At 62.7% G+C, this 24334-nt stretch carries 28 protein-coding genes and 1 tRNA gene; 17 read left to right on the top strand and 12 right to left on the bottom strand.

What is annotated here, in order from left to right; all coding sequences use genetic code 11:
- Position 1: 1 nt before the first annotated feature.
- The 4 genes from LU493_RS10270 to gloB form a co-directional block, all read right to left on the bottom strand.
- Positions 2-1075, bottom strand: a complete 1074-nt coding sequence (locus LU493_RS10270) for a microcin C ABC transporter permease YejB (RefSeq protein ID WP_275287700.1) — start codon at positions 1073-1075, stop codon at positions 2-4.
- A 200-nt stretch (positions 1076-1275) separates the two neighbouring features.
- Positions 1276-3099, bottom strand: a complete 1824-nt coding sequence (locus tag LU493_RS10265) for an extracellular solute-binding protein (RefSeq protein WP_275287699.1) — start codon at positions 3097-3099, stop codon at positions 1276-1278.
- Positions 3100-3157: 58 nt separating this feature from the next.
- Positions 3158-4363 carry a transglycosylase SLT domain-containing protein gene (locus LU493_RS10260; RefSeq protein WP_275287698.1) on the bottom strand — a complete coding sequence of 402 codons (1206 nt, stop codon included), beginning with the start codon at positions 4361-4363 and terminating at the stop codon, positions 3158-3160.
- Positions 4364-4451: 88 nt separating this feature from the next.
- Complete coding sequence (gene gloB, locus LU493_RS10255) at positions 4452-5219, bottom strand: hydroxyacylglutathione hydrolase (protein WP_275287697.1); 768 nt, start codon at positions 5217-5219, stop codon at positions 4452-4454.
- Between the two features lie 101 nt (positions 5220-5320).
- Here gloB and LU493_RS10250 point away from each other — a divergent pair, with 101 nt between their 5' ends.
- The 4 genes from LU493_RS10250 to nudC are packed head-to-tail and all read left to right on the top strand — an operon-like array spanning position 5321 to position 8146.
- Positions 5321-6094, top strand: a complete 774-nt coding sequence (locus LU493_RS10250) for a methyltransferase domain-containing protein (RefSeq protein ID WP_275287696.1) — start codon at positions 5321-5323, stop codon at positions 6092-6094.
- Entirely contained in the window at positions 6087-6557 is a 471-nt protein-coding gene (gene rnhA / locus LU493_RS10245) for a ribonuclease HI (RefSeq protein ID WP_275287695.1), read from the top strand. The genes LU493_RS10250 and rnhA overlap by 8 nt, the downstream gene beginning before the upstream one ends.
- A gap of 45 nt (positions 6558-6602) precedes the next feature.
- On the top strand, positions 6603-7373 hold the full coding sequence (gene dnaQ / locus LU493_RS10240; protein ID WP_275287694.1) for a DNA polymerase III subunit epsilon: 771 nt from the start codon (positions 6603-6605) through the stop codon (positions 7371-7373).
- Positions 7373-8146 carry an NAD(+) diphosphatase gene (gene nudC, locus LU493_RS10235; protein ID WP_275287693.1) on the top strand — a complete coding sequence of 258 codons (774 nt, stop codon included), beginning with the start codon at positions 7373-7375 and terminating at the stop codon, positions 8144-8146. The genes dnaQ and nudC overlap by 1 nt, the downstream gene beginning before the upstream one ends.
- A 29-nt stretch (positions 8147-8175) precedes the next feature.
- On the opposite strand, the gene LU493_RS10230 is transcribed toward nudC, so the two are convergent.
- Positions 8176-8481 carry an SCP2 sterol-binding domain-containing protein gene (locus LU493_RS10230; RefSeq protein WP_275287692.1) on the bottom strand — a complete coding sequence of 102 codons (306 nt, stop codon included), beginning with the start codon at positions 8479-8481 and terminating at the stop codon, positions 8176-8178.
- A 135-nt stretch (positions 8482-8616) separates the two neighbouring features.
- On the opposite strand from LU493_RS10230, the gene sohB reads away from it, so the two are divergent.
- Positions 8617-9657, top strand: coding sequence for a protease SohB (gene sohB / locus LU493_RS10225; RefSeq protein ID WP_275287691.1), 1041 nt, complete (start codon positions 8617-8619; stop codon positions 9655-9657).
- Positions 9658-9678: 21 nt separating this feature from the next.
- Here sohB and LU493_RS10220 read toward each other — a convergent pair whose 3' ends face one another.
- Positions 9679-9996, bottom strand: coding sequence for an ArsR/SmtB family transcription factor (locus tag LU493_RS10220; protein ID WP_275287690.1), 318 nt, complete (start codon positions 9994-9996; stop codon positions 9679-9681).
- Positions 9997-10365: 369 nt separating this feature from the next.
- Here LU493_RS10220 and LU493_RS10215 point away from each other — a divergent pair, with 369 nt between their 5' ends.
- From LU493_RS10215 to LU493_RS10205, 3 genes are all read left to right on the top strand, one after another.
- Entirely contained in the window at positions 10366-12276 is a 1911-nt protein-coding gene (locus LU493_RS10215) for a propionyl-CoA synthetase (protein WP_275287689.1), read from the top strand.
- A 135-nt stretch (positions 12277-12411) separates the two neighbouring features.
- Positions 12412-13095, top strand: a complete 684-nt coding sequence (locus LU493_RS10210; protein ID WP_275287688.1) for a 7-cyano-7-deazaguanine/7-aminomethyl-7-deazaguanine transporter — start codon at positions 12412-12414, stop codon at positions 13093-13095.
- A gap of 42 nt (positions 13096-13137) precedes the next feature.
- Positions 13138-13914 (top strand): alpha/beta fold hydrolase, encoded by a 777-nt coding sequence (locus LU493_RS10205; RefSeq protein WP_275287687.1) that lies wholly within the window; start codon positions 13138-13140, stop codon positions 13912-13914.
- Position 13915: 1 nt separating this feature from the next.
- Here the strand turns inward: LU493_RS10205 and LU493_RS10200 are convergent, their stop codons facing one another.
- Positions 13916-15088 carry an ABC transporter substrate-binding protein gene (locus tag LU493_RS10200; RefSeq protein WP_275287686.1) on the bottom strand — a complete coding sequence of 391 codons (1173 nt, stop codon included), beginning with the start codon at positions 15086-15088 and terminating at the stop codon, positions 13916-13918.
- Positions 15089-15576: 488 nt separating this feature from the next.
- Here LU493_RS10200 and LU493_RS10195 point away from each other — a divergent pair, with 488 nt between their 5' ends.
- A complete protein-coding gene (locus LU493_RS10195; protein WP_275287685.1) occupies positions 15577-17283 on the top strand; it encodes a potassium/proton antiporter in 1707 nt (568 codons plus the stop codon).
- 30 nt (positions 17284-17313) lie between these two features.
- Here the strand turns inward: LU493_RS10195 and LU493_RS10190 are convergent, their stop codons facing one another.
- Complete coding sequence (locus tag LU493_RS10190) at positions 17314-17562, bottom strand: GlsB/YeaQ/YmgE family stress response membrane protein (RefSeq protein WP_064698498.1); 249 nt, start codon at positions 17560-17562, stop codon at positions 17314-17316.
- Positions 17563-17786: 224 nt separating this feature from the next.
- Here LU493_RS10190 and LU493_RS10185 point away from each other — a divergent pair, with 224 nt between their 5' ends.
- Positions 17787-18833, top strand: coding sequence for a CNNM domain-containing protein (locus LU493_RS10185; protein ID WP_275287684.1), 1047 nt, complete (start codon positions 17787-17789; stop codon positions 18831-18833).
- A gap of 12 nt (positions 18834-18845) precedes the next feature.
- The gene (locus LU493_RS10180) at positions 18846-19574 is read left to right on the top strand and encodes a hypothetical protein (RefSeq protein ID WP_275287683.1); all 729 of its coding nucleotides are present in this window, start codon (positions 18846-18848) and stop codon (positions 19572-19574) included.
- 87 nt (positions 19575-19661) lie between these two features.
- Here the strand turns inward: LU493_RS10180 and LU493_RS10175 are convergent, their stop codons facing one another.
- The 4 genes from LU493_RS10175 to LU493_RS10160 form a co-directional block, all read right to left on the bottom strand.
- Entirely contained in the window at positions 19662-19820 is a 159-nt protein-coding gene (locus LU493_RS10175; protein ID WP_275287682.1) for a YqaE/Pmp3 family membrane protein, read from the bottom strand.
- Positions 19821-19996: 176 nt separating this feature from the next.
- The gene (locus tag LU493_RS10170; protein ID WP_275287681.1) at positions 19997-20167 is read right to left on the bottom strand and encodes a hypothetical protein; all 171 of its coding nucleotides are present in this window, start codon (positions 20165-20167) and stop codon (positions 19997-19999) included.
- 146 nt (positions 20168-20313) lie between these two features.
- Positions 20314-20760 carry a universal stress protein gene (locus tag LU493_RS10165; protein ID WP_275287680.1) on the bottom strand — a complete coding sequence of 149 codons (447 nt, stop codon included), beginning with the start codon at positions 20758-20760 and terminating at the stop codon, positions 20314-20316.
- A 320-nt stretch (positions 20761-21080) separates the two neighbouring features.
- Positions 21081-21170: transfer RNA gene (locus tag LU493_RS10160), tRNA-Ser, on the bottom strand.
- A gap of 253 nt (positions 21171-21423) precedes the next feature.
- Between LU493_RS10160 and LU493_RS10155 the strand changes: the two genes are divergently transcribed.
- The 6 genes from LU493_RS10155 to LU493_RS10130 all read left to right on the top strand — a co-directional run bounded on the left by LU493_RS10155 (position 21424) and on the right by LU493_RS10130 (position 24333).
- Positions 21424-22092 carry a Bax inhibitor-1/YccA family protein gene (locus tag LU493_RS10155; protein ID WP_275287679.1) on the top strand — a complete coding sequence of 223 codons (669 nt, stop codon included), beginning with the start codon at positions 21424-21426 and terminating at the stop codon, positions 22090-22092.
- Positions 22093-22161: 69 nt separating this feature from the next.
- Positions 22162-22554 (top strand): sulfurtransferase complex subunit TusD, encoded by a 393-nt coding sequence (gene tusD, locus LU493_RS10150; protein WP_275287678.1) that lies wholly within the window; start codon positions 22162-22164, stop codon positions 22552-22554.
- A gap of 65 nt (positions 22555-22619) precedes the next feature.
- Positions 22620-22997, top strand: a complete 378-nt coding sequence (gene tusC, locus LU493_RS10145) for a sulfurtransferase complex subunit TusC (RefSeq protein ID WP_275287677.1) — start codon at positions 22620-22622, stop codon at positions 22995-22997.
- A gap of 124 nt (positions 22998-23121) precedes the next feature.
- Positions 23122-23412 (top strand): sulfurtransferase complex subunit TusB, encoded by a 291-nt coding sequence (gene tusB, locus LU493_RS10140; RefSeq protein WP_275287676.1) that lies wholly within the window; start codon positions 23122-23124, stop codon positions 23410-23412.
- Positions 23412-23768, top strand: a complete 357-nt coding sequence (locus LU493_RS10135; RefSeq protein WP_275287675.1) for a TusE/DsrC/DsvC family sulfur relay protein — start codon at positions 23412-23414, stop codon at positions 23766-23768. Before tusB ends, LU493_RS10135 begins: the two co-directional genes overlap by 1 nt.
- 1 nt (position 23769) lies before the next feature.
- Entirely contained in the window at positions 23770-24333 is a 564-nt protein-coding gene (locus LU493_RS10130) for an ACP phosphodiesterase (RefSeq protein ID WP_275287674.1), read from the top strand.
- Position 24334 lies beyond the last annotated feature (1 nt).

Here is a 24334-nt window from a genome sequence, read left to right as displayed (position 1 = left end):
GTCAGGACTCCCGCGTCTCGAAATCGATGCGTGGATCGACCCACACATAGGTCAGATCCGATATCAGCTTCAGGATCAGGCCGATCAGGGTGTAGAGGTAGAGGGTGCCGAAGATCACCGGATAGTCGCGTTGCATGACGGCTTCGAAGCCCAGCAGACCGAGGCCGTTGAGGGAGAAGATCACCTCGATCAGCAAGGCACCGGTGAAGAAGATGCCGATCAGCGCCGAAGGCAGGCCGGCGATGATGATCAGCATGGCATTGCGGAAGACATGCCCATAGAGCACTCGGCGATCACTGGCACCCTTGGCCCGGGCGGTGAGCACATACTGCTTGTGAATCTCGTCGAGAAAGCTGTTCTTGGTCAGCATGGTCAGGGTGGCGAAGCTGCCGATGGCCGAGGCGGCGACCGGCAGGCTGATATGCCAGAAATAGTCCTTTACCTTGCCCCAGGCCGAAAGCTCCGGAAAATCCGGCGACGTCAGGCCGCGCAGCGGAAAGACATCCCAGTAGCTGCCGCCGGCGAACAGCACGATCAGCAGGATGGCGAACAGGAAACCGGGGATGGCATAGCCGACAATGACCAGTCCCGAGGTCCAGACGTCGAAGCGCGAGCCATGTGCCAGGGCCTTGTGGATGCCCAGGGGGATCGAGATGAGATAGACCAACAGGGTGGTCCAGAGGCCCAGGGAGATCGAGACCGGAAGGCGCTCGAGGATCAGGGTCGTGACGGCCTTGCCGCGAAAGAAACTCTCGCCGAGATCGAAGGTGGCGTAGTCGACGAGCATATCGAGGAAGCGTTCCGGGGCCGGCTTGTCGAAACCGAACTGGGTCTCGAGGCGCTCGATGAGCTGTGGCGGCATGCCACGGTTGCCACGAGAGTCACCGCTTTCGACCACCTCGCCTCCGCCACCCTCGAGGCGGGTGCTGGATTGGCTGGACAGGCCCTCGAAGCGTGCCAGCATCTGGTCGATGGGGCCGCCCGGAGCAGCCTGGACGATGACGAAGTTGAGCAGCAGGATCCCCAGCAAGGTGGGGATCATCAGCAGCAGGCGGCGCAAGGTATAGGCAGCCACGGCAACTCCTCGGAAACGAACGTGACGGGGTATCCATCAACCTGGCTCTCGAAGAGATCCTCCCGATCTCCTTGAGTCTCGCCCGCCCATGCTGGCGCCGATGTGGGCACCAGCTGGCGCGGGGCGGGCTCGCGCCGGCCTGTCGTCCGGCGGCGGCACATGCCTGTGCCGCCATTGCCCCGACATGATGTCCTGTCGGGTCAATAGTTACCACTCTGGCGGGCCTCGACCTCGGCGGCACGCTGCGGGTCGACCCACCAGGCGTCCAGGTCCAGGTTGTAGTCCGGGAAGGGTTCCTTCCAGCCGAACTTGTCCCAGAAGGCCAGGCGGTTCACCGGGAGGTGCCACTGGGGAATCACGTAGAAGCCCCAGCGCAGGACCCGGTCAAGGGCGCGGGCGGCGGTATCCAGGTCGTCGCGCGTATCGGCGGCGATCAGCCGGTCCACGAGCTCGTCGATGACCGGATTCTTCAGCCCGATGAGATTGCGGCTCTGGGGGGCATCGGCGTATTCGCTGCCCCAGAAGTCGCGTTGTTCGTTGCCCGGACTTGCCGACTGCGGGAAGCTGCCGACGATGATATCGAAATCGAAGTTGCGCTGGCGGTTGAGGTATTGGTTGACATCAACGACGCGGATACTGCCCTGGATACCGAGTCGTTTCAGGTTACGCAACAATGGCTGCACCACACGCTCGAAGCGGGTGTCGTGCAGTAGCACCTCGATGCTCAAGGGATCGCCATCGGGCGTGATCAGCTCGCCGTCGCGATAGGTATAGCCGGCCTCGGCGAGCAGCTCGTGGGCACGCCGAAGACGGGCGCGTTGCGCCTCGGGCATGTCGATGGGCAAGGGCTCCTCGAATAGGCGATCGGGCAGGGCGTCTCGGTGGGGCTCGAGCAGTGCCAGTTCCGCGTCGCTGGGCGGGCCTTTCGCGGCCATTTCGGAATTGGCGAAGTAGCTGTGGGTGCGCTGATAGGCGCCATAGAAGAGGTTCTTGTTCAGCCAATCGAAGTCGAAGGCAAGGTTCAATGCCTCGCGAAGACGCACATCCTGGAACTTGTCGCGCCTGAGATTCATGACGTAGGCCTGCATGCCGGCTGGCTGGCCGTCGGGCACTTCCAGCCGCTTGATGAAGCCGGCATCGGCGGCAGGGAAATCATAACCGGTCGCCCAGTTGCGGGCCGTGGAACCGATGCGCATGTCCAGGTTGCCGGCCTTGAAGGCCTCCATGGCGACAGAGGCGTCGCGGTAATAGTCGAAGACGAGTCGGTCGATATTATGGCGGCCTCGATTGACGGGGAGATCCCGCCCCCAGTAGTCGTCGACCCGTTCGTAGACGATACGGCGCCCCGGATCGACTTCGTCGATGCGATAGGGGCCCGAGCCGAGCAGGGCATCCAGGGTAGGTTTGGAGAAGTCGCGATCCCGCCAGTAGTGGGCAGGCAATACCGGCATCTGGCCAAGGATCAAGGGGAGCTCTCGCGACTCGCTGTCGGCCAGGTCAAAATGAACGGTATCCTCGTCCACGGCACGAACCTCGGTCACGTCGGCGTAATAGGCGCCGTAGAACGGCTGACCTTCCTCGGTGAGGGTCTTGAAGCTGAATATCACGTCCTCGGCCGTGACCGGCGTGCCGTCGTGAAAGCGTGCCCGGGGGTTCAGGTCGAACTCCACCCAGTGTCTCTGCGGGTCCAGGCGAATGCCCGAGGCCAGCAATCCATACATGGTGAAGGGCTCGTCCGGGCTCTGGGTCAGCAAGGTGTCGTAGACATTGCCGAGCCCGGCGGCGGGTGTGCCCTGGATGATGTACGGGTTGGTCGAGTCGAAGCTGCTGCCGTTGGCGGCGCGGGCGAGGGTCCCGCCGATCGGGGCGTCCGGATCGACATGGGGGAAGTGCGTAAACTCCTTGTCGAGTGCCGGCTCGCCGTATAGCGCGAGCGCGTGCCGGGTGGGAACATCGGCAGGATCGGCGGCCATGGCCGGAGGGCAGGCCATCACCGCCAGCAGCGGCAGGAGCAGTCGCATCATCGGAGAGGATCCTTTCCCAGCGTCAACAGGAAGACGCGCGAAAGGGCGCGCCTCGGTATCATCTACCGGAAAGTGTCAGTTGCTGCCCCGGTTGTAAAGCATCCGGCTGGTCGAGGCCGTTCCAGCGGGCGAGGTCCGCGGCCGCCAGAGCATGCTGGGAGGCGATGGACGACAGGGTGTCGCCCCGCTGGACCACATGGATATCGGCGGTACCATCGGCGTTGTCCATCGGGGGTGTCCCGAGCGCGGCCACCAGGCGTTGGGCGTGTCCCATTGGTACCAGGAGGTCGTCGACCTGGCGAGGGTGAGCGACCCCGGCGCGAAGGCCCGGGTTGAGTCTGGCCAGGCGTTGTCTGGAGACCCCGGCCAGGCGCGCCGCTTCGTCGAGGGTCACGCGTCGGGTCACCGGGACTTGAGCGAAGGCCGGTCCTCCCTCGATATCGGGAAGCTCGACACCATAACGCTTGGGTTCGGCGATGATCGCGGCGATGGCCAGCAACTTGGGGACATAGTCCATGGTTTCTGCCGGCAGGTTCAGGTCCCAGTACTCGCCGACATGGCCTTGCGACTGAGCGACACGACGGGCCTGGTTCACCGTGCCGGCACCGGCGTTATAGGCGGCCAATGACAGCTCGATGTCGCCTTCGTACCATTGGGCGGCCTGAGTCTCGATGTAGTCCAGTGCCGCTTCCGTCGAGCGTACGACGTCGAGGCGGCCGTCCCAGGCATTGTCGCGCTTGAGGCCGAGGGCTTCCCCGGTGCGCGGCATGATCTGCCACAGGCCGGCGGCCCCGAAGTGACTGCGTGCCTCGGGATCGAAGGAACTCTCGATGAAGGGCACCAGGGCAATTTCGCCGGGCAACCCCCTGGCCTCGACCTGCTGGATGATCCAGGTCAGCCAGGGGCGGGCGCGTTCGGTGATTTCGGCGATATTGCCTGGACTCGAACGGTATTCGTCGATCCAGTGCTGGACCCTGGCATGCCCGGCGTCGGCGCGCCACTGGTCATTCCATTCGAAGCTGGCACGCAGGCGCTCCCAGGCATCCTTGGGCTGCAGGTCGAGAGCGCCCCAGAAGGTCGACAGCGAACGAGAGCGCTTGTCGGCGGCATCAGCCTGGGAGGCGGCGCCGAGAGACGCTCGCTCGGCAGGCAAGGCGGAGGCCTGACTTTCCAGGCTGTAGGGGGCGGTCGCCAGCAGGGCGCCGAGCAGGCTCAGAGAACTGGCGAATCCGAACAGGCGTCGACGCATCATGTGATAGGTCATGCAAGGGTCTCCGGGGCGCCGGGGCTTGGCACGCGCAGTGCCGAGCCGGTCGTCCAGCGGCCCTTTTCAAAGGGCGTTTCAGGGGGTGTCAGAAGGAATCCTTCCAGGCGCGCAGGGTGGTGAAGGTGGCCTGCTCGGTGGCGGTGTCGCCGTGTGCCGCTGCGGCCTGGCGCACCCCGTCCTCGCGGCAACGCAGGAAGGGGTTGATGCGGCGCTCCCGGCCCAGGGTGCTGGGCAGCGTGGGACGCTCGAGCTCCCTGGCGCGTAGACACTCCTGCTCGGCCTCGATCACCTCCCTGTTGTTCGGGTCGGCGGTCTTGGCGAACCTCAGGTTGGCCAGGGTGTATTCGTGGGCGGCGAATACCAGCGTTTCCTCGGGCAGATTGTCGAGGCGGGACAGGGACTGATGCATCTGCTCCGGCGAGCCCTCGAACAGGCGACCGCAACCGGCGCTGAAGAGGACATCACCACTGAACAGCAATGGCGGTATGCCGGCGGTGAAGAAGGCGATATGGTCGAGCGTGTGGCCGGGCAGTTCGAGCACGTCGAACAAGCGCCCCATCACCCGAATTTCGTCGCCATCGCCGACGCGCTCGTCGATGCCCGTGATCGAGGGGTTGTGGGGGCCGATGACACGAGGCGAGTAACGCTGGATCAGCTCCGCGAGTCCGCCGGTATGATCGGGGTGATGATGGGTGACGAGGATCGTGCCGAGCGTCAGTCCTTCGCGCTCCAGCCATTCGATCACGGGGGCAGCATCGCCGGGGTCGACCACGCAGACACTGTCGCTCGTATCCTGACGAAGTAGCCAGATATAGTTGTCGCTGAAGGCTGGAATTGGTGTCACGCTCAACATGGACTCGTTATCCTCGCGCCTTGACCGGGCTCGACGATGTCGAGGGTGCCGGACCCGGGGCAAATCGCAAAAAGTGTAAACTGTGGAGAGAAGAGCCGATCATGTCAAATTCGCGGGAGGCGGTAGCACTGGCGCGATTGGCCAGAGAGGGGCGCCAATACTGGGCCGGTGCATCGGGGCAGGCGATCTGGCGTGCCGAGCGAGCCTGCATTGGGCCGCTGTGCGAGCGCTGGTTCGGTGCCCATGCCCTGGAGCTCGGCTTCGGGCCCGCGCTGACGGACATGTGTCCGGTGCACCACTCACTGCGTTGGGCGCCGACGCAGGAACTGGCCGAAACGCTCTCGACCCTGGTCTGCTCTCCCGATGCCCTGCCATTGCCCGATGGTTGCCTGAATCTGGTGGTCGTGCACCACCTGCTCGAAGTCTTGCCGAATCCTCATCATGTGTTGCAGGAGGCGGCGAGGGTCACTGCCGACGAGGGACATCTCGTGCTGTTCGGCTGGTTGCCGTTCGGTATCGCGGGATGGTCCCGCGTCTGGCCCGAACGGCGGCGCCATCTTCCCGGTCGAGGGCGTTGGCGCGGTCCGGGCCGGCTGCGCGATTGGTTGACGTTTGTCGACTTCGAGACGCACCGGGTAGACTACTGCGGTTTTCGTCTGCCCGGCGGGCTGGCGCGCAATGCCGTGCTGGAAACCGTGGGCCGGCGGCATAACCTGCCGCTGAGCGACTGCTACATGATTCATGCCCGGCGCCGCTCCCAACTGGCTCAGCCCCGGCGCGGTCGGATGGCCTTTGCTCCGTCGCTGCCCGGTTCCGCCCTGGGAGGCGCCACGCGGCTCGGGCCACAACCGGAAAGGGTGACAGAGGGTGAATGACGAACCGCCCCAAGAGGCATTGCACGAAGTGACGATCTATACCGACGGGGCCTGTCGAGGCAATCCGGGGCCGGGCGGCTGGGGGGCCTTACTGCTCAGCGGTGAGCACGAGAAGGCGCTCAAGGGCGCCGAGGCCAGGACCACCAACAATCGCATGGAATTGATGGCGGCCATCATGGCGCTGCGCGCTCTCAAGCGTCCTTGTCGGGTTGCCCTGTGGACCGATTCCGAATACCTGCGTCGTGGGATCACCGAGTGGATACACGGCTGGATCAAGCGCGACTGGAAGACTGCCGCGCGCAAACCCGTCAAGAATGCCGAGTTGTGGCGCGACCTGCACGAACAGTCCCGGCGGCACCGTATCGAATGGCACTGGGTCAAGGGGCATAGTGGCCATCCCGGCAATGAACGAGCCGATGCCCTGGCCAATGAGGCCATCGACGAGATGCAGGCCGGCGGCTGACGCGCCGACTTTTCCCAACGCCGAGCAGCGAGCACGAGACACGACATGCGCCAGATCATCCTGGATACCGAGACCACCGGCATCGATCCCCGCGACGGCCATCGCCTGATCGAGATCGGTGCGGTGGAGATGGTCAATCGACGATTGACCGGTAATACCTATCATCAGTACATCAATCCCGAGCGGGATATCGAAGCCGAGGCCGTGGAGGTTCACGGTATCACCAACGAAAAGGTGGCCGACGAGCCGGTATTCGCTGAAGTAGCCGATGCCTTCTGGGCCTTCATCGAGGGTGCCGAGCTGGTCATTCACAACGCGCCTTTCGATGTCGGTTTCATCGATCACGAACTCGCCATGCTCAACAAGGCGAGGGGCGAGCCGTCGTTAGGGCCGGTGGCCGAGCATTGTCGTATTCTGGATACGTTGCGGTTGGCGCGAGACAAGCATCCCGGGCAGCGCAACAACCTGGATGCGCTCTGCAAGCGCTATGATGTCCAGAACGGACACCGAGTGCTTCACGGTGCCTTGCTGGATGCCGAGATCCTGGCCGATGTCTACCTGGCGATGACCGGGGGGCAGACCGCCTTGTCGCTGGATGCTTCCGCCGGTGACGACACCGGGCAGGACGACAACAGTGGCGGCTTGATGATACGGCGCCTGTCGCTGTCGCCGGGCCAGCTCAGCGTTCGTCAGCCGGACGAGGCAGAGTGGCAGGCGCATCGCGACAAGCTGGCCGGCATCCGTGAGGCGTCGGGGCAGTGCCAATGGGACGGCCTGGAAGGGTGGCCCGGGATGATCCCCGGGGAGGAAGGCTGATGCTGAAGCGCGACTTGCCCCATGATGCCGAGGCGGGGCGCCTGATTCGACTCGCCGAGGGGCGCATCGCGCCCGCTCGGGATGGCGGGCCCTTGCAACCGCCGACCCGTTGGCATGAGGGCGTGCAGCCGCTTTGCTGGTGGGGTGGCGAACCGGTGGGACTGTCGCTTGAAGAACGGGCCGGTGACGACTGGCTGGAAGGCCGGGACTGGCTGGTACGTCTGCCGGGCGACTGGTTTCCGCTGGTGTCCACGGCACTTCAAGTGGGCGCCTGGTTGCGCAATCACCGTTTTTGCGGCCGTTGCGGCGCGCCTTCATCGCGACTCGACAGCGAGTTCGCCATGCAGTGCGCACAGTGTGGTCAGCGCAACTACCCGCGCATCTCGCCGTGCATCATCACCCTGGTGACCCATGGAGCATCGATGCTGCTGGCGCGGAGCCCGCGTTTTCCCGCCGGACGCTATTCGACCCTGGCCGGGTTCATCGAGCCAGGGGAGTCTGCCGAGGAAGCGGTGCGTCGCGAGGTCGAGGAAGAAGTGGGCGTGGCCCTGGGCCGGCTGCGCTACTTCCAGAGTCAGGCCTGGCCCTTTCCACACTCCCTGATGCTCGGCTATTTCGCCGAGGCGGCAAGCCGGCGGATTCGCATCGATGGCGTGGAAATCAGTGATGCGGCCTGGTTCACGCCGAGGCAATTGCCCAAGCTTCCGCCGTCGTACTCGATTTCCCGTGCCTTGATCGATACGCATCTCGCGGAGGTCGGCGTCCGGCCCTGAAACGACTCGACAACACGGGGGAAGTCCTTTCACTTGGCGGGAAACAGGCTGGTGAGCCTGGTGGCCAGCATGATATTGCCGGTGGCCTTCAGCTTGCCGGTCATGAAGGCCGTCATGCCGTTGATCTCGCCGGACATCACACCTTTCAGCGTCTCGGTGCTCAGGCTCAGACTGACCGAGGGATCCTCGTGTTCGCCGGTGCAGATCTCGAGTTCACCGTCCACGACCTTGAGGTAATGATCCTCGGCGTCACTGAAGTGAAACTGGAAGATGTCGTTCATACCCTGGGCGGCCTGGGCATCGAAACGGTCGTGCAGCTTGTCGAAGGTGGACATGGCGGGGGTCCCTGTGGGTCATTGTGTCGAAAGGTGGTGCAAGCGTATTTAAAACGATCGTTTTAATCAAGCCGACTTGTTCCACTGGTACACCGGCGTCAGCATGTGAGTCGACAGATCGAGAGGAGTCATATCGTGAATGAATGGTTGGGTGAGTTCGGCATGTTCCTGGCCCAGTGGCTGGTCGTGGTCGCTGTCGTCGCCCTGGTGCTGATCATGGTGGCCAGAGCCCGCTCCGGGGGCGGCGAGGAGCGCAGCCATATCAAGCTGGAGGAACTCAATGCCCGGCGTCGTCGGCGTGCACGGCGGTTGCGTCTGGCGGCCAGTGAGCCAAGCGCTCGTAAACGATTGGCGAAAGCCTTTCGGCGGGACGACAAGGCACGTGGCAAGCAACGCGACACTGACGGTTCGCCGCGTTCGACGGTCTGGGTACTGGACTTCCACGGGGATCTCAAGGCCAGCGCCACCGGCAGGCTGGCAGAGGAAGTCTCGGCCGTTCTGGATGTCGCGGACGAGGGGGATGAAGTGGTGGTGCGACTGGAGTCGCCGGGCGGACTGGTTCATGCCTATGGTCATGCCGCCGCCGAGATGGATCGCCTGCGTCAGGCCGGGCTATCTACCACGGTCTGTGTCGACAAGGTGGCGGCCAGCGGGGGCTACCTGATGGCGTGCTGTGCAGACCGGTTGCGTGCGGCCCCCTTTGCCGTGCTGGGGTCGATCGGTGTGGTCGCGCAGGTGCCGAATGTCCATCGCCTGCTCAAGCGGCATGACATCGATGTGGATGTTCTCACCGCAGGGCACTACAAGCGGACCCTGACGGTGTTCGGTGAAAATACCGAGGAAGGCCGGGAGAAGTTCCTGGCCGAACTGGATTCGGTGCATGACCTTTTCAAGCGCTATGTCGCCGAACGTCGGCCGTCCCTCGATATCGAGGCGGTGGCCACCGGCGAGGCCTGGCACGGTACGGAGGCGCTGCCGAGAGGATTGATCGATGACATCGGGACCAGTGAGGCCTATCTCGCCGAACGCATGGAGGATGCCAGGGTCATGGTCCTGAGCATTCAGCCCCGGCGCGGCCTTGCCGAGCGTCTGGGCCTGTCGGTATCGCACGGCATCGAGCGCGGTGTCGAGCGTGGCATGGAAGCGCTCGATGCCAGCCTCTGGCAGAAACGCTGAGCCGGCAATCGGGCGCTTGTATCATGCGCCCAGCTTGCCGAGTGCTTCGATGAGGCTGCTGGCGCGATCACCGTGCAGCGAATAGTAGATGGTCTGGGAGGCTCGCCGGGTGGCGACCAGTTCCTCCCGGCGAAGAATCGCCAGGTGTTGCGACAGGGCGGATTGGCTGAGGGCGAGTCGCTGGTTGAGCTCGGTCACGGAAAGTTCCGCGCCGGCCAGCAGGCAGAGGATTCGCAAGCGATTGTCGTTGGCCATCGCCTTGAGTAGAGCGCTTGCCTGGTCGACTGCCGCATCGCCTCCATCCAGCAGGCGTCTTGCCTGGCGCTGAGCGTTGGTCATGATGTATCCCCTCGAGCTAGCGAGCCCAATGCCGCAGTCTTCCCTCGCCGGCCACCGGGTCCTCATGGGTCGTTCGGCAGCCCTCCACCGGCTGCTGTCGCCATCTCAGTTCTCTGATTCAGGCATTACTCAACAATTTTGTTTTCACTATAGCCCACCCAACTGATCACCTGCGATTCAACGCTGACTCAATGACGGAGTCGGCGTGCGGATAGGCGCGCCACTCCTTGTTTGTCGACAATGTTATTGAAGAGTTTCGTCCTTTTGTCGAATTCTAGCCATTGGTCTGAGATTCATCGGTAACCTCTTGGTCTAGAGTGTCAACAATCGAGCCGACAACCAGAGTCGTGAATCCAGAGGTGATGCCGCATGCCGCGCTATCAAGACGAATTCCGCCGCTCTATCGAGTCCCCTGAAGCGTTCTGGGCCGAGCAGGCCGATCGTTTACCCTGGTTCACGCCTCCGCGAACCATATTGCGGCATGATGACCAGGGGCATGCACGTTGGTACGAGGATGGCGAACTCAACCTCTGTCATGCCGCGCTGGATCATCATGTCGAGCAGGGGCGGGGCGAGCAGGCCGCCATCCATTGGGATTCGCCGGTCACCGACCAGAAACGCACCCTGAGCTATCGTCAACTGCGTGATCGAGTCGCGTGCTTCGCCGGTGCCTTGCGTGAACTGGGCGTGGGGTATGGCGACCGGGTGGTGATCTACATGCCGATGGTCCCCGAGGCGTTGATTGCCATGATGGCCTGTGCCCGTCTCGGTGCCGTGCACTCGGTGGTGTTCGGCGGTTTCGCTCCTCACGAGCTGGCGGTTCGCATCGAGGATGCCGAACCACGGGTCGTCGTGACGGCTTCCTGCGGTATCGAGATCGACCGGATCGTCCCCTACAAGCCCATCGTCGACGAGGCTCTCGCGAGCAGCATGCACAAGCCGGTCGCTTGCGTGCTGCTTCAACGCGAGAACCATGTCGCCGAACTCGATGAAGGCGATCACGACTGGGAAGCCCTCGAAGCGTCGGCCGAGCCGGCGGCATGCGTACCGGTCAAGGCCACCGATCCGCTCTATATCCTGTATACCTCGGGGACCACGGGCAGGCCCAAGGGCGTGGTGCGTGATACCGGGGGATACGGCGTGGCGTTGCACTATTCGATGGAGACGGTCTACGACATGGCACCGGGCGAGGTGTTCTTCTCGGCCTCGGATGTCGGCTGGGTGGTCGGCCACTCCTACATCGTCTATGCGCCATTGCTGCGGGGTTGCACGACCGTGGTGTACGAAGGCAAGCCCGTACGTACGCCGGATGCGGGGGCCTTCTGGCGCCTGATCGCCGAATACCGGGTGAAGAGCTTCTTTACCGCGCCGACCGCCTTTCGGGCCATCAAGAAGGAAGATCCCGAGGGTGAATGGCTTTCCCGGTATGATCTGTCGTGTCTCGAGTCATTGTTTCTGGCCGGGGAGCGCCTGGATCCCCCGACCTTCCACTGGCTTCAGGACAGGCTCGATGTGCCGGTCATCGATCACTGGTGGCAGACCGAGACCGGGTGGCCCGTGGCCGCGAATCTTCAGGGGCTGGAACCGATGCCGATCAAGGCAGGATCGGCGACGGTGCCCGTGCCGGGGTTCGATGTCCGGGTGCTGGATCGCGAAGGGCGTCGCGCCATGGCGCAGGAGCAGGGGGCAGTAGTGATCAAGGAACCCATGCCACCAGGCTGTCTGGCCGGTATCTGGCGCGATCCCGAACGCTTCCACTCGGCCTACATGGCAGCCTTTCCCGGCGTCTATCTGACCGGTGACGGAGGCTATGTCGACGAGGAGGGGTATCTGTTCATCATGGGGCGTACCGATGATGTGATCAATGTGGCGGGGCATCGCTTGTCCACCGGCGAGATGGAAGAGGTGGTCGGTGCTCATCCGGCGGTGGCCGAGTGTGCGGTGATCGGCATCCAGGATGCGCTCAAGGGGCAGGTGCCGGTGGGCCTGGTCATTCTCAAGGATGGGTTCACGGGCGATGAGGCGTTGCTGGAGGCCGAGTTGATCGAGCGGGTGCGCCAGTGGATCGGGCCGATCGCCTGTCTTCGACAGGTGCTGGTGGTCGACCGGTTGCCGAAGACACGATCCGGCAAGATCCTGCGCAAGTTGTTGCGCAATATTGCCGATGGCCAGGCCTATGGGATTCCTTCGACCATCGATGATCCGGCGAGCCTGGAATCGGTTCATGGAACGATGCGACGGCACCGGGTCGGCGCATCGCAGCAAGCCCGCCTGGAGTGACAGGAGCAGGCCAGGTCATCGGGCATTTGGCCGGGCGACGCCGGGTGCGTATAATGCGCGCGTTCGCGCCGTTGCGCTCGGCCCATTGATCACCATGAGGGTTCCCTCACCCCTCCTGCCAAAAAGGCTGTCCCGATGTTCGTGTTATCTGCTGCCCAGACCCGCCGCTGCCTGGCCTTGCTGGTTGCCTTCCATATTCTGGTCATCGCCGCCAGCAACTATCTCGTCCAATTGCCGTTCAGCCTGTTCGGCCTGCACACGACCTGGGGCGCCTTCAGCTTCCCCTTTATCTTCCTCGCCACCGACCTCACGGTACGGCTGTTCGGCAAGGAGCCGGCCCGTGCCATCATCTTCCGGGTGATGTTCCCGGCCTTGCTGGTGTCCTATGGGGTGTCGGTGGTATTTCCGCGAGGCGGCTTCGCCGGGTTCGAGGCGTTGGCGCAGTGGGATCTGTTCGTGGCACGCATTGCGCTTGCCAGCTTCATGGCCTATGTGGTCGGGCAACTGCTGGATGTCACGGTGTTCGATCGCCTGCGTCGCCTGCACATCTGGTGGGTGGCGCCGGCAATGTCCACGCTGTTCGGCAATCTGGCCGATACCTTTGCGTTCTTCTCGATCGCCTTCCACCACAGCCCGGACCCCTTCATGGCCGCCAACTGGCCCGAGATCGCCTGGGTGGACTACGCCATCAAGCTGGGGATCAGTCTGGCGCTCTTTCTGCCGCTGTACGGTATCCTGCTCGGCTGGTTGACTCGCCGGCTGGTGACCATGACCGGCGGCGAGGACATGGCGCCAGAGCAGGCCCGAGTTCGTTCTTGAATTCACCCGTCATTGAATTCAACCGCACAAGGAGAGACCACGATGCCCGTCGCGCTCAACCATATCGATACTGGCGGCGAAGGCGTGCCGCTGGTGGTGGTCCACGGCCTGCTGGGCAGTGCCGACAACTGGCGCTCTCATATCAAGAAGTGGCGTGAGTCGCGGCGGGTGATCGCCGTCGATCTGCGCAATCACGGTCGTTCCCCCCATGCCGAGGGCATGAGCTATGAAGCGATGGCTCAGGATCTGATGGCATTGCTGGACCGGCTCGATGTGCCAAAGGCTCATCTGCTGGGGCACTCCATGGGCGGCAAGGTCGTGATCAGTGTGTCGCGACTCGCGCCATCAAGGGTCGCCTCCCTGATCGTCGCCGATATTGCGCCGCACGCCTATGGTCATGATCACGACAGCATCTTCGCCGGACTGCGACGCCTCGAGAACGGGGCACCAACGACTCGTGGCGAGGCTGATGCCTTGCTCGCCGAGCATGTTGCCGAGCGGCCCACTCGGTTGTTCCTGGCCACCAACCTGGCGCGTGGCGAGCAAGGTGGACTCCGTCTGCGGATCGGCCTCGACGAGATCGAGGGGGATTATGACGCTATCATGGCCGAACCGGCCGGCGAGGGGGCCTTCGAGGGGCCGACCCTGGTGGTGCGGGGTTCGCGCTCGCGTTATGTCACCGACGAGATGCTGCCTGCATTGTACCGCGTGTTGCCCGATGCCGAGCTGGTGACCCTCGATGCAGGTCATTGGCTGCATGCCGAACAGCCCGAGGCGTTTCAGGAGACGGTCAACCGCTTCCTCCTCGGAGTGGGGTGATTCAAGGGCTGCCGATATCCACGGCGAGCCGAGATACGGGATGTTGCGCGTCGGCCAAGCCGGCGTCGAAAAGGAAGCGTTCCATGGCCTGATAACGTTCTTGACTCAAGGCCGCGGGTGTCTGGGTCAGGCGTGCCCGTATTTCCGGCCAGGCGTCACGATTGACCGGGGTGTCCAAGGTCGGCTCGGTGGCGATGAGCAATGACCAGCTTTCGTCGGGATGCTCGAGGATCCACGCCGTGGCTTCCTCGAGGGCCGATACGAAACGTCGTATGGCCGAGCGCTGGCGTTGCAGGTCGTTGCGGTTGGCCACCAGGATCAGGCCATCGTGCCGCGGCATGCCGTAGGCTTCCACCGAGAAGCTGCGCGTGGCCAGGCCATCATTGGCCAGGGAGCGAGGCAGCAAGTGGCGCATGCCACCGATCACGGCATCGACACGTCCCTCATGCATGGCCTGTTCCATCCGGTAGTGAACGTTCGGCGTATCGAGGCTGTCCATGGGAATGTCGTGATCGGCGAGCATGGCGGGCAGCAGGATCTGCTCCGAGTCCTGATCGGCGTGACCGATACGGGCACCTTCCAGTTGGGCGGGGGATTCGATATCCGTGTCGCGTCTCACGATCAGGGCGGTCAGCGGAACGCCTACCAGCGTGGCGACGCGCACCAGCGGCATGCCATGATCGACCTGGAGGTGGAGCAGGGGCTGACGAGTCAGCGCCAGGTCGATTCGCGAGTCGGCCAGCAGCTTGGTCGGCACCTCGGGGTCGGCGGGGGTCGAGAGTCTGACGTCCAGTCCCCGGTGCGCGAACATGTCGCGGGCCTTGGCCACATACAGGGCGGCATGTCGCGGGCTGGGATACCAGTCCAGCGATACCTCGAGGTGGTCGACCGGTGGTGGTGCGATGGGCTCTGCCGGTCCCATGGCAATGGCTGGCGCGATGGGACGGGAGGGCGTGTCCACGGCCGGGCCACTCGGTCGGCCACGGTAGCTCACCAGCGGATCGGCCGGTGTCGCCGGCGGGATGTCCGGGACCATGACGAGGGTGTTCAACGGCGGGTAACGCCGCTCGGCGGTGTCGCTGTCCTCAGCCCCCATGACAAGCGGAGGAACGGACAGGCTGCCGGCAAGCATCAGGCAACCCAGCGCCAGTAGCGACCGGCGAAGTGAGAACATGGCAGTGGCTCCAGCGGTGACATCCAGCTCGGTTGTGCCGCGATGATCGGTTGAATCCGACGGGGATCGGGAATGGCTGCTCGAATCGATCCGCTCATGATCGAGCCCGCGCCGTTTTTCATCCGCGGTTTTCTGCGATACGAGCGATCGACGCCAGGCCTTGTCCGAAAAGTCGGCGCGCGAAGGTTGGACAAGGCGACAAATCTGCGAAAACGCGGCGTTTACAAGGAGTAAATGAGCATTTTGAGCAGGTTTGCAACGTCGTATAACCGAGCATAGGCAACTTTCAGACAATGCCTAGTCTATCGGCGCCGGTCGGTGCCTGGCCAGTATCGGCTGGTTCGGTATCAGGAGGACAGGCCATGGGCTTCCGCGCCGGTTTCCATCCGACGACTCTCGTCCGACTCGATGGCGGCCACCCGGAGGGCGGCATCGCGAGGCTTGCGTGGCCATGAGATAATCACCATTCACCTCCCAGGATAGGGCGCATGGATTCGATCAATACCCTTTTTCTGCTCAGCGGTTTTCTCATTGCCTTGAGCATTCTCGCCAGCCGGCTGTCGACGCTGGCGGGAGTGCCATTGCTGCTGATTTTCCTTGGCCTCGGCATGCTGGCCGGCGAGGAAGGCATACTGGGGATCCAGTTCGATGACTATGCACTGGCCTTTCTGATCGGCCACCTCGCCCTGGCAATGATTCTGCTGGATGGTGGCCTCAGGACTCGGTTGAAGACATTCCGTGTCGGTTTCCGGCCGGCCTTGAGCCTGGCGACCCTGGGGGTATTTCTGACCAGCGCCCTGGTGGGGGGCATTGCCATGCTGGTCTTCGACCTGACGCCGGTGCAGGGGCTGCTGGTCGGGGCCATCGTCGGTTCCACCGATGCCGCGGCGGTGTTCTCGATGCTTGGTGGACGTGGCATCAACCTCAACGAGAGGGTGAGTGCGACGCTGGAGATCGAGTCGGGCACCAACGATCCGATGGCCATCTTCCTGACGCTGATGCTGGTGGAGGTGCTGGTCGGCGATATCGGCGGTGTCTGGGAGACCGGGCTGTTTTTCATTCAGCAGTTTGGCCTGGGGATCGTCATCGGCATTGGCGCCGGCTGGTTGAGCGGTCGACTGCTGAGCTGGCTGGACCTGGCACCCGGTCTCTATTCATTGCTGGCGCTGGCGCTGGGCTTTTGTGTCTTCGGCCTTACCAGTGCCCTGGGAGGGAGCGGTTTCCTGGCGATTTATCTCACCGGCCTGATGATCGGCAATCGACCGGGACGCCACCTCAATTTCATTCTGCCGGTACACGATGGCCTGGCCTGGTTGAGCCAGATCGGCCTGTTCCTGGTGCTGGGCCTGCTGGTCACGCCCAGCGAGATGCTCGAATACGCGTTGCCTGCTTCCCTGGTGGCGTTGGCGCTGATCTTCGTGGCCCGGCCTCTGGCCGTGCTGGTGGCCATCAAGCCCTTCTTTCGATTCCGCTGGCGTGAGGTCATTTTCATCGCCTGGGTGGGGCTGCGCGGGGCCGTGCCCATCGTGCTGGCGATCTTCCCGGTGATCGGTGGTGTCGAGAATGCCTCCTTGTACTTCAATGTCGCGTTCGCGGTCGTGCTGCTGTCGCTGCTCATCCAGGGGGGAACCCTGCCGTGGGTGGCGCGACGGACACGAGTGCTGCTGCCGCCCATGATCGCACCGAATCGGCGTGGTCCGCTCGGTATCCAGGCCGATAACGATTTCGAGATGTTCGTCTACGTGGTGGAGAACAGCGATCTCGAGGACGTGCCGATTCGATTGCTGAGGTTTCCCTCCGGCGCCTTGATCGCGTCATTGTTCCGCGATGGGGTGATGCTGCATCCCAAGGGTTCCACGCGATTGTGTCGCGGCGATTTGCTCTGCGTGATCGGGCGCACCGATGACTTGCCGGCGCTCAACAAGCTGTTCAATGGCGACGCCACGCTAAAGCGCGAGAAGGCCTTCTTCGGCACCTTCACCTTCTCCGGCGATGTACGCATGGGGGATCTGGCCGAGGCCTACGGACTGACGTTGAGTCCCGGAGAGCAGGAAATGACACTGGAGGAGTTTCTCTCGCTGCGCGTGGGAGGGCATCCCGTGGTGGGCGACGATGTCGATTGGCACGGCATACACTGGGTCGTGAGCGAAATGGACGGGAATCGAGTGACTCGGGTTGGGCTGAGGCTCTATTGAGGGGGCCGGCCATGGCCGGCCCCGGCGTCATCACTTCACGACCTTGTTGTAGATGAACAGCACGACCAGCGCACCGATGATGGCGATCACGAAGCTGCCGATGTTGAAGCCGTCGACTTGCCCCATACCGAGCAGGGTGCTGATCCAGCCACCCACCACGGCGCCGATGATACCCAGGATGCAGGTCATGATGATGCCCCCGCCATCCTTGCCAGGCATGATGAACTTGGCGGCGATGCCGGCGATAAGGCCGAAAATGATCCAAGAAATGATGCCCATGCGATCCTCCTGATCCGTTGACGTAGGCTTGCCATATAAGGGATTGGCGGGAATAGTCTGGCCGACCGTCGTGGCACTGTCCATGCCGACACGGCGTGCCACTCGTCAGCGAATGCAATGCCGCGTTTCCTGGGGCAGGGGCGCTTGTCCGGTGATGGCGGATCGGCGATGATTGCCGGGCCGCCGCGTCAGTGGCGTTTCCTGGCCATTTCTCACGAGGCTTCATGATACTGCTCGTCCTTTTTGCCTTTCTCGCCATCGGCATTTCCTTTCTCTGTTCGTTGCTCGAGGCGGCGCTGCTATCCATGACGCCGAGCTATGTCGCGCAACTACGGGACTCCAGGCCCGCACTGCATCGTCGCCTGGCATCGCTGAAACAGAACATCGACCAGCCACTGTCGGCCATTCTGACCCTTAATACCGTGGCGCACACCGTCGGTGCCACCGGCGTCGGCGCTCAGGTCACGGTGGTCTTCGGCGAAGCCTGGTTGGGGCTGGCGTCGGCGGTGATGACGTTGCTCATCCTGATCGCCTCCGAGATCATCCCCAAGACCATCGGTGCCACCTACTGGCGTCCACTGACGGGCTTCATCGCCCCGGTACTGGAAGGGATGGTCTGGTTGCTCAAGCCCTTTGTCTGGCTTTCCGAGCGCATTACCCGCCGCATCGGCCGAGAGGGTGATGACACCGATATGCGCGGTGAAATCAAGGCGCTGGCGCGGATCGGGCTGGAGGAGGATGCGCTGGACGCCGATGAGGCACGGGTCATCACCAATATCCTCAACCTCCACGAGATCGACGTGCGTAGCGTGATGACGCCGCGCACCGTCTGCATGTCCGTCAAGCCTCAGATGACCGTGGCCGAGTTCGACGAGGCCCTGAGCGACGCCGCCTTCACGCGTTTTCCCGTGATGGATGGAGGTGAGCAGGCCATGGGCTATGTGCACAAGGCGGACACGTATCATGCCGACGCCGAGGCGACCCTGAAATCGCTGATGCATCCGGTCAAGTCAGTGGCCGCCGAGCAGGATGTCGAGCGTGTCTTCACGATGATGGTGGCCGACAAGCAGCATCTCTGCGTGGTCTATGATGACCTGGGAACCTGGCTGGGGTTGATCACTCTCGAGGATGTGATCGAGACTATCCTGGGACAGGATATCGTCGACGAGACCGATAACGTGGCCAATCTACGCAAGTACGCCAGGCAACGCTGGACCAAGAACCTGCGTCGTCAGCCGAATCGAGAGGTCCCGCCCGACACACCGCGCTGACAGGAGGCGAAGATGTCGAAACTGTCCAGACTGGGCATCCTGTTGCCTGACGACGGCCCCGATGATTATGAATGGTATGCGCCGGGTCGCCTCGAGGGAGGTAGCAGGCTGCCGCGGATCGACGTCGGGGGAATTCCCAGTGATGGCCATCATACGCCCGCCGCCCTGTTGGCATTGGGTGCCACCGAGCGTCTCCTGCCGGTCGGTGAGAAACTGGTGCATCGACAAGGTGTCGGGGCCCTGGTCTGGGCCTGTACAAGCGGCAGTTTCATCGGCGGGCTGTCCTGGGCGAGCCGACAGGCCGATACACTCGAAGAAGCGCTTGGCGTGCCGGTCACCAGCACCGCGCTGGCATTTCGCGAAGCCCTGGAGGTGCTGGATTGCCGTTCCCTCGACTTGCTGAGTCCCTATCCCGACGATGTCACCCTGCGACTGGTATCGTTTCTGCGTGAATGCGGTGTCGAAGTCGTTCACAGCCATGCCCTCGATTGCCCTTATGCCGCCGATTCCAATGCGGCGGATATCCTGAGCGAAGTGCGCCGTTTCGCGGCTGCCCATCGGTCATCACGGCCCTTGATGGTACCCGATACCGCGGTCAACAGCCTGGCGTTGCGGCCGGTGTTGTGTCGGGAGGCGGACCGGGAAGTCCTCACCGCCAACCAGGTGACCCTGTGGGCCGGCCTGCGGCGCCTGGAGGAAACGTTGCCGAAGGCGTTGCTGGGGCCCCTGGCGAGCACATGATATCGTCGCCCCGGTACCAATGGCCGACTGCAGGGCGCGATAGCGGCCCCTCCGGTCAGGGGCCGCGAGTCGTCGTGTCGCCACGCTCTATCGCCGGGCGATGATCCAGATGGCATGCACGATGCCCGGGATATAGCCCAGTATCGTCAGCAGGATGTTCACCCAGAAGTGCAGGCCGAAGCCGACCTGGAGAAAGACGCCCAGGGGCGGCAGGAGGACGGCGAGAATGATGCGGATGATGTCCATTTCTATCCCTCGGTGATGGTGCTGGAAAGGTACGTGAGTGCGGCTCCGGTACCCTGATACAGGCACTCGGCGCCATCATTATGCCAGAACCTCTCGATGCAAATGAGGCGGTAAAACGCCGTGAGCCCATCATGGGCAGGGCTTGTGACAGCGCGCCGGCATGATGTGATCCTCGTCTAGCTGTCCAGATAGGTGCGATAGAGTCTCGACATGCGCCTTCTGTCCAGCCAGCCACGATGCTGCCGTGTCTCCAGGTGAGCCGGGGTCGCCTGACCGTCGTCATCGAACACGAACTGGAGCCGGGGAAGGCCATGTTCGAGTGTTTTGAGAGGGTGGGTCGTCAACATGGCAACTGGGTGAGAGCGATCGGCGTCCTCCCCGTAAGCCACGCTGCATAATTCGGAGGCCCGGCCTGGAACGGCTCGTACGGGGCCTATTCCCGGTGAAGGTTTACCAGGCTGGGCTATTCGTTGTGTCGGTCCTGTCTTTGAGTCTAGTGGACAGTGATCACTCGACAATCCGCCGCGTGGCTGACTCGATGGGCAATACTGCCGACAACCAGTCCTTTGAGATCGCTGAGACCACGGCTGCCCATGACGATGGCATCGACATGATGTTCCTTGGCTGCAGCCAAGATTTTCTGCTGGGGGGCACCGTGCACTAGCTTGGTGGTAATGGCATTCTGATCAAGCCCTTGAGACCTTGCGTCTTCGACTGCCTTATCAAGCAACGCTTGTCCTACCTTTTCGCGTTCCTCTTGGTTTGCCCCCATAGGGACAGCCCCAATCCCCCATACCATCATGGGCTCATGCTCTAGTGGTTCGGGGACATGCAAGAGGATGATCTGCCCACTTGTTTGTGAGGTGAGCTTGCAGGCCACGTGCAAGGCCATTTGTGAATGCTCTGACCCATCCAGAGGAACGAGAATTGACTGAAACATGGCAAACTCCTGACATTGGTGAGCAAGGTCATTCTCAGTTCACAGCTTAGTAGCAAAGAGGGTGTTGTGCGTGGGGCGCGATGTCACATGCCACCGACGGTGGCTAGGTGGCAGGGCAGCGTTCCGTCTCAGTAGATGCGAGGGCCGAGTCTTGGTGATGGCCCTGTGCTTTCGACTTTTGTTGAAAAAACAGTCGTTTATGCACCGGGCTGGGAGATTCTCTATAACGGGTGCTGTTATAGGCGTTATAGAAAACGGGGTTTTGGAGGGGCGGAAATGAAAAAGGGAACCAGCCAACTAGCTGATTCCCTTGAAGAAGGTGGCGGAGGGACAGGGATTCGAACCCTGGGAAGGCGCAAACCTTCGCCGGTTTTCAAGACCGGTGCATTCAACCGCTCTGCCATCCCTCCGGCTTACGGCGGTGTATCCTACCAAGATTTTCTGGTGAGTCAAGACCCCTGGCCGATCAAGATGTTACCTATGCAAGGACGGCGCATGACGTATACTGAAAAGGAAGCGTCTCTTCCGTCGATTGCCGGGCGGCGAGACGTCGGCCCTGGAGAGGAGCGGCGGGGCGGTTGGATGGAGCGCTTGCGTCGGGAACCTTCAAGGGGCATTCTGTGTCGATTGCCTGGATCATCATAAACAGGGAGCTCTGGATAAATGGCTTACCAAGACACTCACGTGACACATCAGCAGTCACGAGGCGTCAGCGCCAACAAGACGCTGCGCAACACCTATGGGCTGTTGTCGCTGACGCTGCTGTTCTCGGCCGTGACGGCGGGCGCTGCTGTGGCGCTGGGCGTCCAGCAGATGAACATTCTGGTGTTCTTCATCGGTGCCTATGGGCTGATGTTTCTGGTCCACAAGACGGCGAACTCGGCCTTCGGCCTGTTGGCCACCTTTGCCTTCACCGGCTTCATGGGCTTTACGCTCGGGCCTATCCTCAGCGCTTACCTGACCCTGCCCAACGGGGCTCAGTTGATCATGACCGCACTGGGCATGACCGGCCTCACCTTCCTCGGCCTTTCGGCCGTGGCACTGGTCACCCGCAAGGACTTCAGTTTTCTGAGCAATTTTCTGCTCGCCGGGGCTATCGTGCTGGTGCTGGCGATGCTGGCCAGCTTCTTCCTGCAGATTCCCGGCCTCTCGCTGATGGTGTCCGCCGGCTTCGTGCTCTTCTCCTCCGCGGCCATCCTCTACCAAACCAGTGAGATCGTGCATCGCGCCGGCGAGACCAACTATATTCTCGCGACCATTACCCTGTACGTTTCCATCTACAACCTGTTCATCAGCCTGCTTTCCATCCTGGGAATCATGAGTCAGGACTGATTCGACTCGGACGTCCGTCTTCATGCTGGCCCCGCTACGGCGGGGTCAGCGCGTTCAGAGAGAAGTATCATGCGCTATGCGATCCTGTTGATGGGCGCCCCCTACAGCGATCAGGCCAGTCATTCGGCACTGCGCTTTGCTCGTGCCCTGCTTGCACGGGGGCATCGACTGGAAACCGTGTTCTTCTACCATGATGGGGTGTACAACGCCGCCCGACTCGCCGCTCCCCCCCAGGATGAACCTCATCTGGTGGATGGCTGGGCCGCGTTGAATGCCGAACACGGGGTCACGCTGCAGGTCTGCATCGCGGCGGCTCTACGGCGTGGGCTGATGGACGAGCGAGAGGCGAGTCGGCATGGCAAGTCGGGATACAGTGTGGAGGCTCCCTTCGAATTGACGGGGCTCGGTCAGCTCATCGATCTCGGATTGCAGTGTGACCGCCTGGTGACCTTCGGCCCCTAGGTTGTGTCCGAAAACTGCCTGTGCTCGTCGACGTCAAGACCCAGGCATTGTGCAGAGGAATGATGATGCGTGATGGCGAAACGCCTGCTGGCGATCTGCTGGTGATCCTGCGCCATGGTTCTCATGGGACGAGCTGGTTGCGAGAAGGCCTCGATGCCGCCCTGGTGGGCGCTGCCTTTGGACGAGAGGTTGCACTGCTGTTCATGGGAGAGGGGGTCCTGGGCCTGCTCGAGGGGCAAGGGCAGGGTGCGCTTGGACAGAAGGGCACGGGGCCGACGCTCGAGATGCTCGAGATGTATGATATCGAGGCATTGTATGTCGAGGAACAGGCCATGGCGCGATATGGCCTCGAACAGCGGGATTTCCTGCTGGCGGCTCGTCATCTGGATGACACGGCCATCGCCGAGCTGGTGGAGCGCCATGCTCTGGTGCTGACATTCTAGGCATTGTCTGAAAACTGCCTGTGCTCGGCCATGCGGTGTCGCGAGCCCGCTAAGGATGCTCATTTCGTCCCGCCTTTGCTTGCGTACAATCCCCGGTGAGACTCGTGCCGCCAACGAGGAATCTATGAAACTGCATATCGTGAACTGTGCGCCGGATGCTGGGCGCGTCGTCCAGCAGGCGCTCTCGGCCATGACGACCGATGACCGGCTTTTGCTGATCGAAGATGGTGTACAGGGAGCGCTGCCGTCCCTGGTCGACGGGTTCTCGGGTATCGAGGGACGACTCTATGTCCTGCGCGAGGATCTCGAGGCCCGGGGGCTCATGAGCCGTCACGACGATCGGGTGACGGTGGTGGACGTCGATGGTTTCGTGACCCTGACCGAGCAGGCTGAACAAACCTTGAGCTGGTACTGATGGCCACGACAGAAATATACCGTTATCTATCTCTCGATAATGACGTCGAGATAGCCCTGGACCCCGAAGGCTATCTTGTCGATTTGGGGCAGTGGACCCCCGACGTCGCCAGGGCGCTGGCCGATGAAGAGGGCATCGCTCTGGGCGAGGCGCACTGGGAGGTGATCGAGGTGCTGCGTGATTTCCATGAGCGCTACGAGATGGCGCCTGCCATGCGTCCTCTGGTCAAGGCAGTGGGACGTGCCTTGGGGCCGGACAAGGGACGCTCCATCCATTTGATGCGCCTGTTCCCCGGCAGCCCTGCCAAGGTGGCGGCTCGACTGGCGGGACTGCCCAAACCCAGTCATTGTCTGTGACATGAATTTTCTGGCGCATGGCTGGCTGGCGAGGGGCGGGACAGACGACTTCCTGTACGGCAATCTCATCGCCGATGGCGTCAAGGGCGTGGACCTCGACGACTGGGCGGCGGATATCGCCAGGGGGATCCGTCACCATCGTCGCGTGGATGCCTACGTCGATGCGCATCCGGTGGTGCGTGACGCCCGGGCAAGAGCGCCATTACCCCAGCGCCGCTATGCGGGCATCGCCCTGGACTTGTTGTGGGATCATTTCCTGGCCCGTCACCTGCTGGTGCCCGAGCGCGATGCCCTGGTGACGCGTTGTTATCGAGTACTCGACGGTCGTGTTGCGCCCAATCGCCTCGAGGCGATGATGCCGGCCCTGGTACGCCAGGACTGGCTGAGGGGATATGCCGACTTCGCCTTCACCTGTCGTGCGGTGGCGGGCGTAGGGCGACGGATCGCCGGCCCCAATCATCTGGCTCGCCTGGTGCCCTGGATGGAACGCGATTATTCCCGGTTGGCCCGGGATTTCGCGTCACTCTGGGACGATCTCGAGGCGACACTGGACGTGGCACCCTGAG

It is taken from the genome of Halomonas elongata, from assembly GCF_029081005.1.
GTDB classification, from domain to species: domain Bacteria; phylum Pseudomonadota; class Gammaproteobacteria; order Pseudomonadales; family Halomonadaceae; genus Halomonas; species Halomonas elongata_B.
This window is presented reverse-complemented; position numbering and strand designations above follow the sequence as displayed.

Excerpts from the sequence above, each read along its gene's own strand:
- LU493_RS10265 (WP_275287699.1), bottom strand. The coding sequence starts at position 3,099 with ATGATGCGACTGCTCCTGCCGCTGCTGGCGGTGATGGCCTGCCCTCCG.
- LU493_RS10260 (WP_275287698.1), bottom strand. The coding sequence starts at position 4,363 with ATGACCTATCACATGATGCGTCGACGCCTGTTCGGATTCGCCAGTTCT.
- gloB (WP_275287697.1), bottom strand. The coding sequence starts at position 5,219 with ATGTTGAGCGTGACACCAATTCCAGCCTTCAGCGACAACTATATCTGG.
- LU493_RS10250 (WP_275287696.1), top strand. The coding sequence starts at position 5,321 with ATGTCAAATTCGCGGGAGGCGGTAGCACTGGCGCGATTGGCCAGAGAG.
- dnaQ (WP_275287694.1), top strand. The coding sequence starts at position 6,603 with ATGCGCCAGATCATCCTGGATACCGAGACCACCGGCATCGATCCCCGC.
- nudC (WP_275287693.1), top strand. The coding sequence starts at position 7,373 with ATGCTGAAGCGCGACTTGCCCCATGATGCCGAGGCGGGGCGCCTGATT.
- LU493_RS10230 (WP_275287692.1), bottom strand. The coding sequence starts at position 8,481 with ATGTCCACCTTCGACAAGCTGCACGACCGTTTCGATGCCCAGGCCGCC.
- LU493_RS10220 (WP_275287690.1), bottom strand. The coding sequence starts at position 9,996 with ATGACCAACGCTCAGCGCCAGGCAAGACGCCTGCTGGATGGAGGCGAT.
- LU493_RS10215 (WP_275287689.1), top strand. The coding sequence starts at position 10,366 with ATGCCGCGCTATCAAGACGAATTCCGCCGCTCTATCGAGTCCCCTGAA.
- LU493_RS10210 (WP_275287688.1), top strand. The coding sequence starts at position 12,412 with ATGTTCGTGTTATCTGCTGCCCAGACCCGCCGCTGCCTGGCCTTGCTG.
- LU493_RS10205 (WP_275287687.1), top strand. The coding sequence starts at position 13,138 with ATGCCCGTCGCGCTCAACCATATCGATACTGGCGGCGAAGGCGTGCCG.
- LU493_RS10200 (WP_275287686.1), bottom strand. The coding sequence starts at position 15,088 with ATGTTCTCACTTCGCCGGTCGCTACTGGCGCTGGGTTGCCTGATGCTT.
- LU493_RS10195 (WP_275287685.1), top strand. The coding sequence starts at position 15,577 with ATGGATTCGATCAATACCCTTTTTCTGCTCAGCGGTTTTCTCATTGCC.
- LU493_RS10190 (WP_064698498.1), bottom strand. The coding sequence starts at position 17,562 with ATGGGCATCATTTCTTGGATCATTTTCGGCCTTATCGCCGGCATCGCC.
- LU493_RS10185 (WP_275287684.1), top strand. The coding sequence starts at position 17,787 with ATGATACTGCTCGTCCTTTTTGCCTTTCTCGCCATCGGCATTTCCTTT.
- LU493_RS10180 (WP_275287683.1), top strand. The coding sequence starts at position 18,846 with ATGTCGAAACTGTCCAGACTGGGCATCCTGTTGCCTGACGACGGCCCC.
- LU493_RS10175 (WP_275287682.1), bottom strand. The coding sequence starts at position 19,820 with ATGGACATCATCCGCATCATTCTCGCCGTCCTCCTGCCGCCCCTGGGC.
- LU493_RS10170 (WP_275287681.1), bottom strand. The coding sequence starts at position 20,167 with ATGTTGACGACCCACCCTCTCAAAACACTCGAACATGGCCTTCCCCGG.
- LU493_RS10165 (WP_275287680.1), bottom strand. The coding sequence starts at position 20,760 with ATGTTTCAGTCAATTCTCGTTCCTCTGGATGGGTCAGAGCATTCACAA.
- LU493_RS10155 (WP_275287679.1), top strand. The coding sequence starts at position 21,424 with ATGGCTTACCAAGACACTCACGTGACACATCAGCAGTCACGAGGCGTC.
- tusD (WP_275287678.1), top strand. The coding sequence starts at position 22,162 with ATGCGCTATGCGATCCTGTTGATGGGCGCCCCCTACAGCGATCAGGCC.
- tusC (WP_275287677.1), top strand. The coding sequence starts at position 22,620 with ATGCGTGATGGCGAAACGCCTGCTGGCGATCTGCTGGTGATCCTGCGC.
- tusB (WP_275287676.1), top strand. The coding sequence starts at position 23,122 with ATGAAACTGCATATCGTGAACTGTGCGCCGGATGCTGGGCGCGTCGTC.
- LU493_RS10135 (WP_275287675.1), top strand. The coding sequence starts at position 23,412 with ATGGCCACGACAGAAATATACCGTTATCTATCTCTCGATAATGACGTC.
- LU493_RS10130 (WP_275287674.1), top strand. The coding sequence starts at position 23,770 with ATGAATTTTCTGGCGCATGGCTGGCTGGCGAGGGGCGGGACAGACGAC.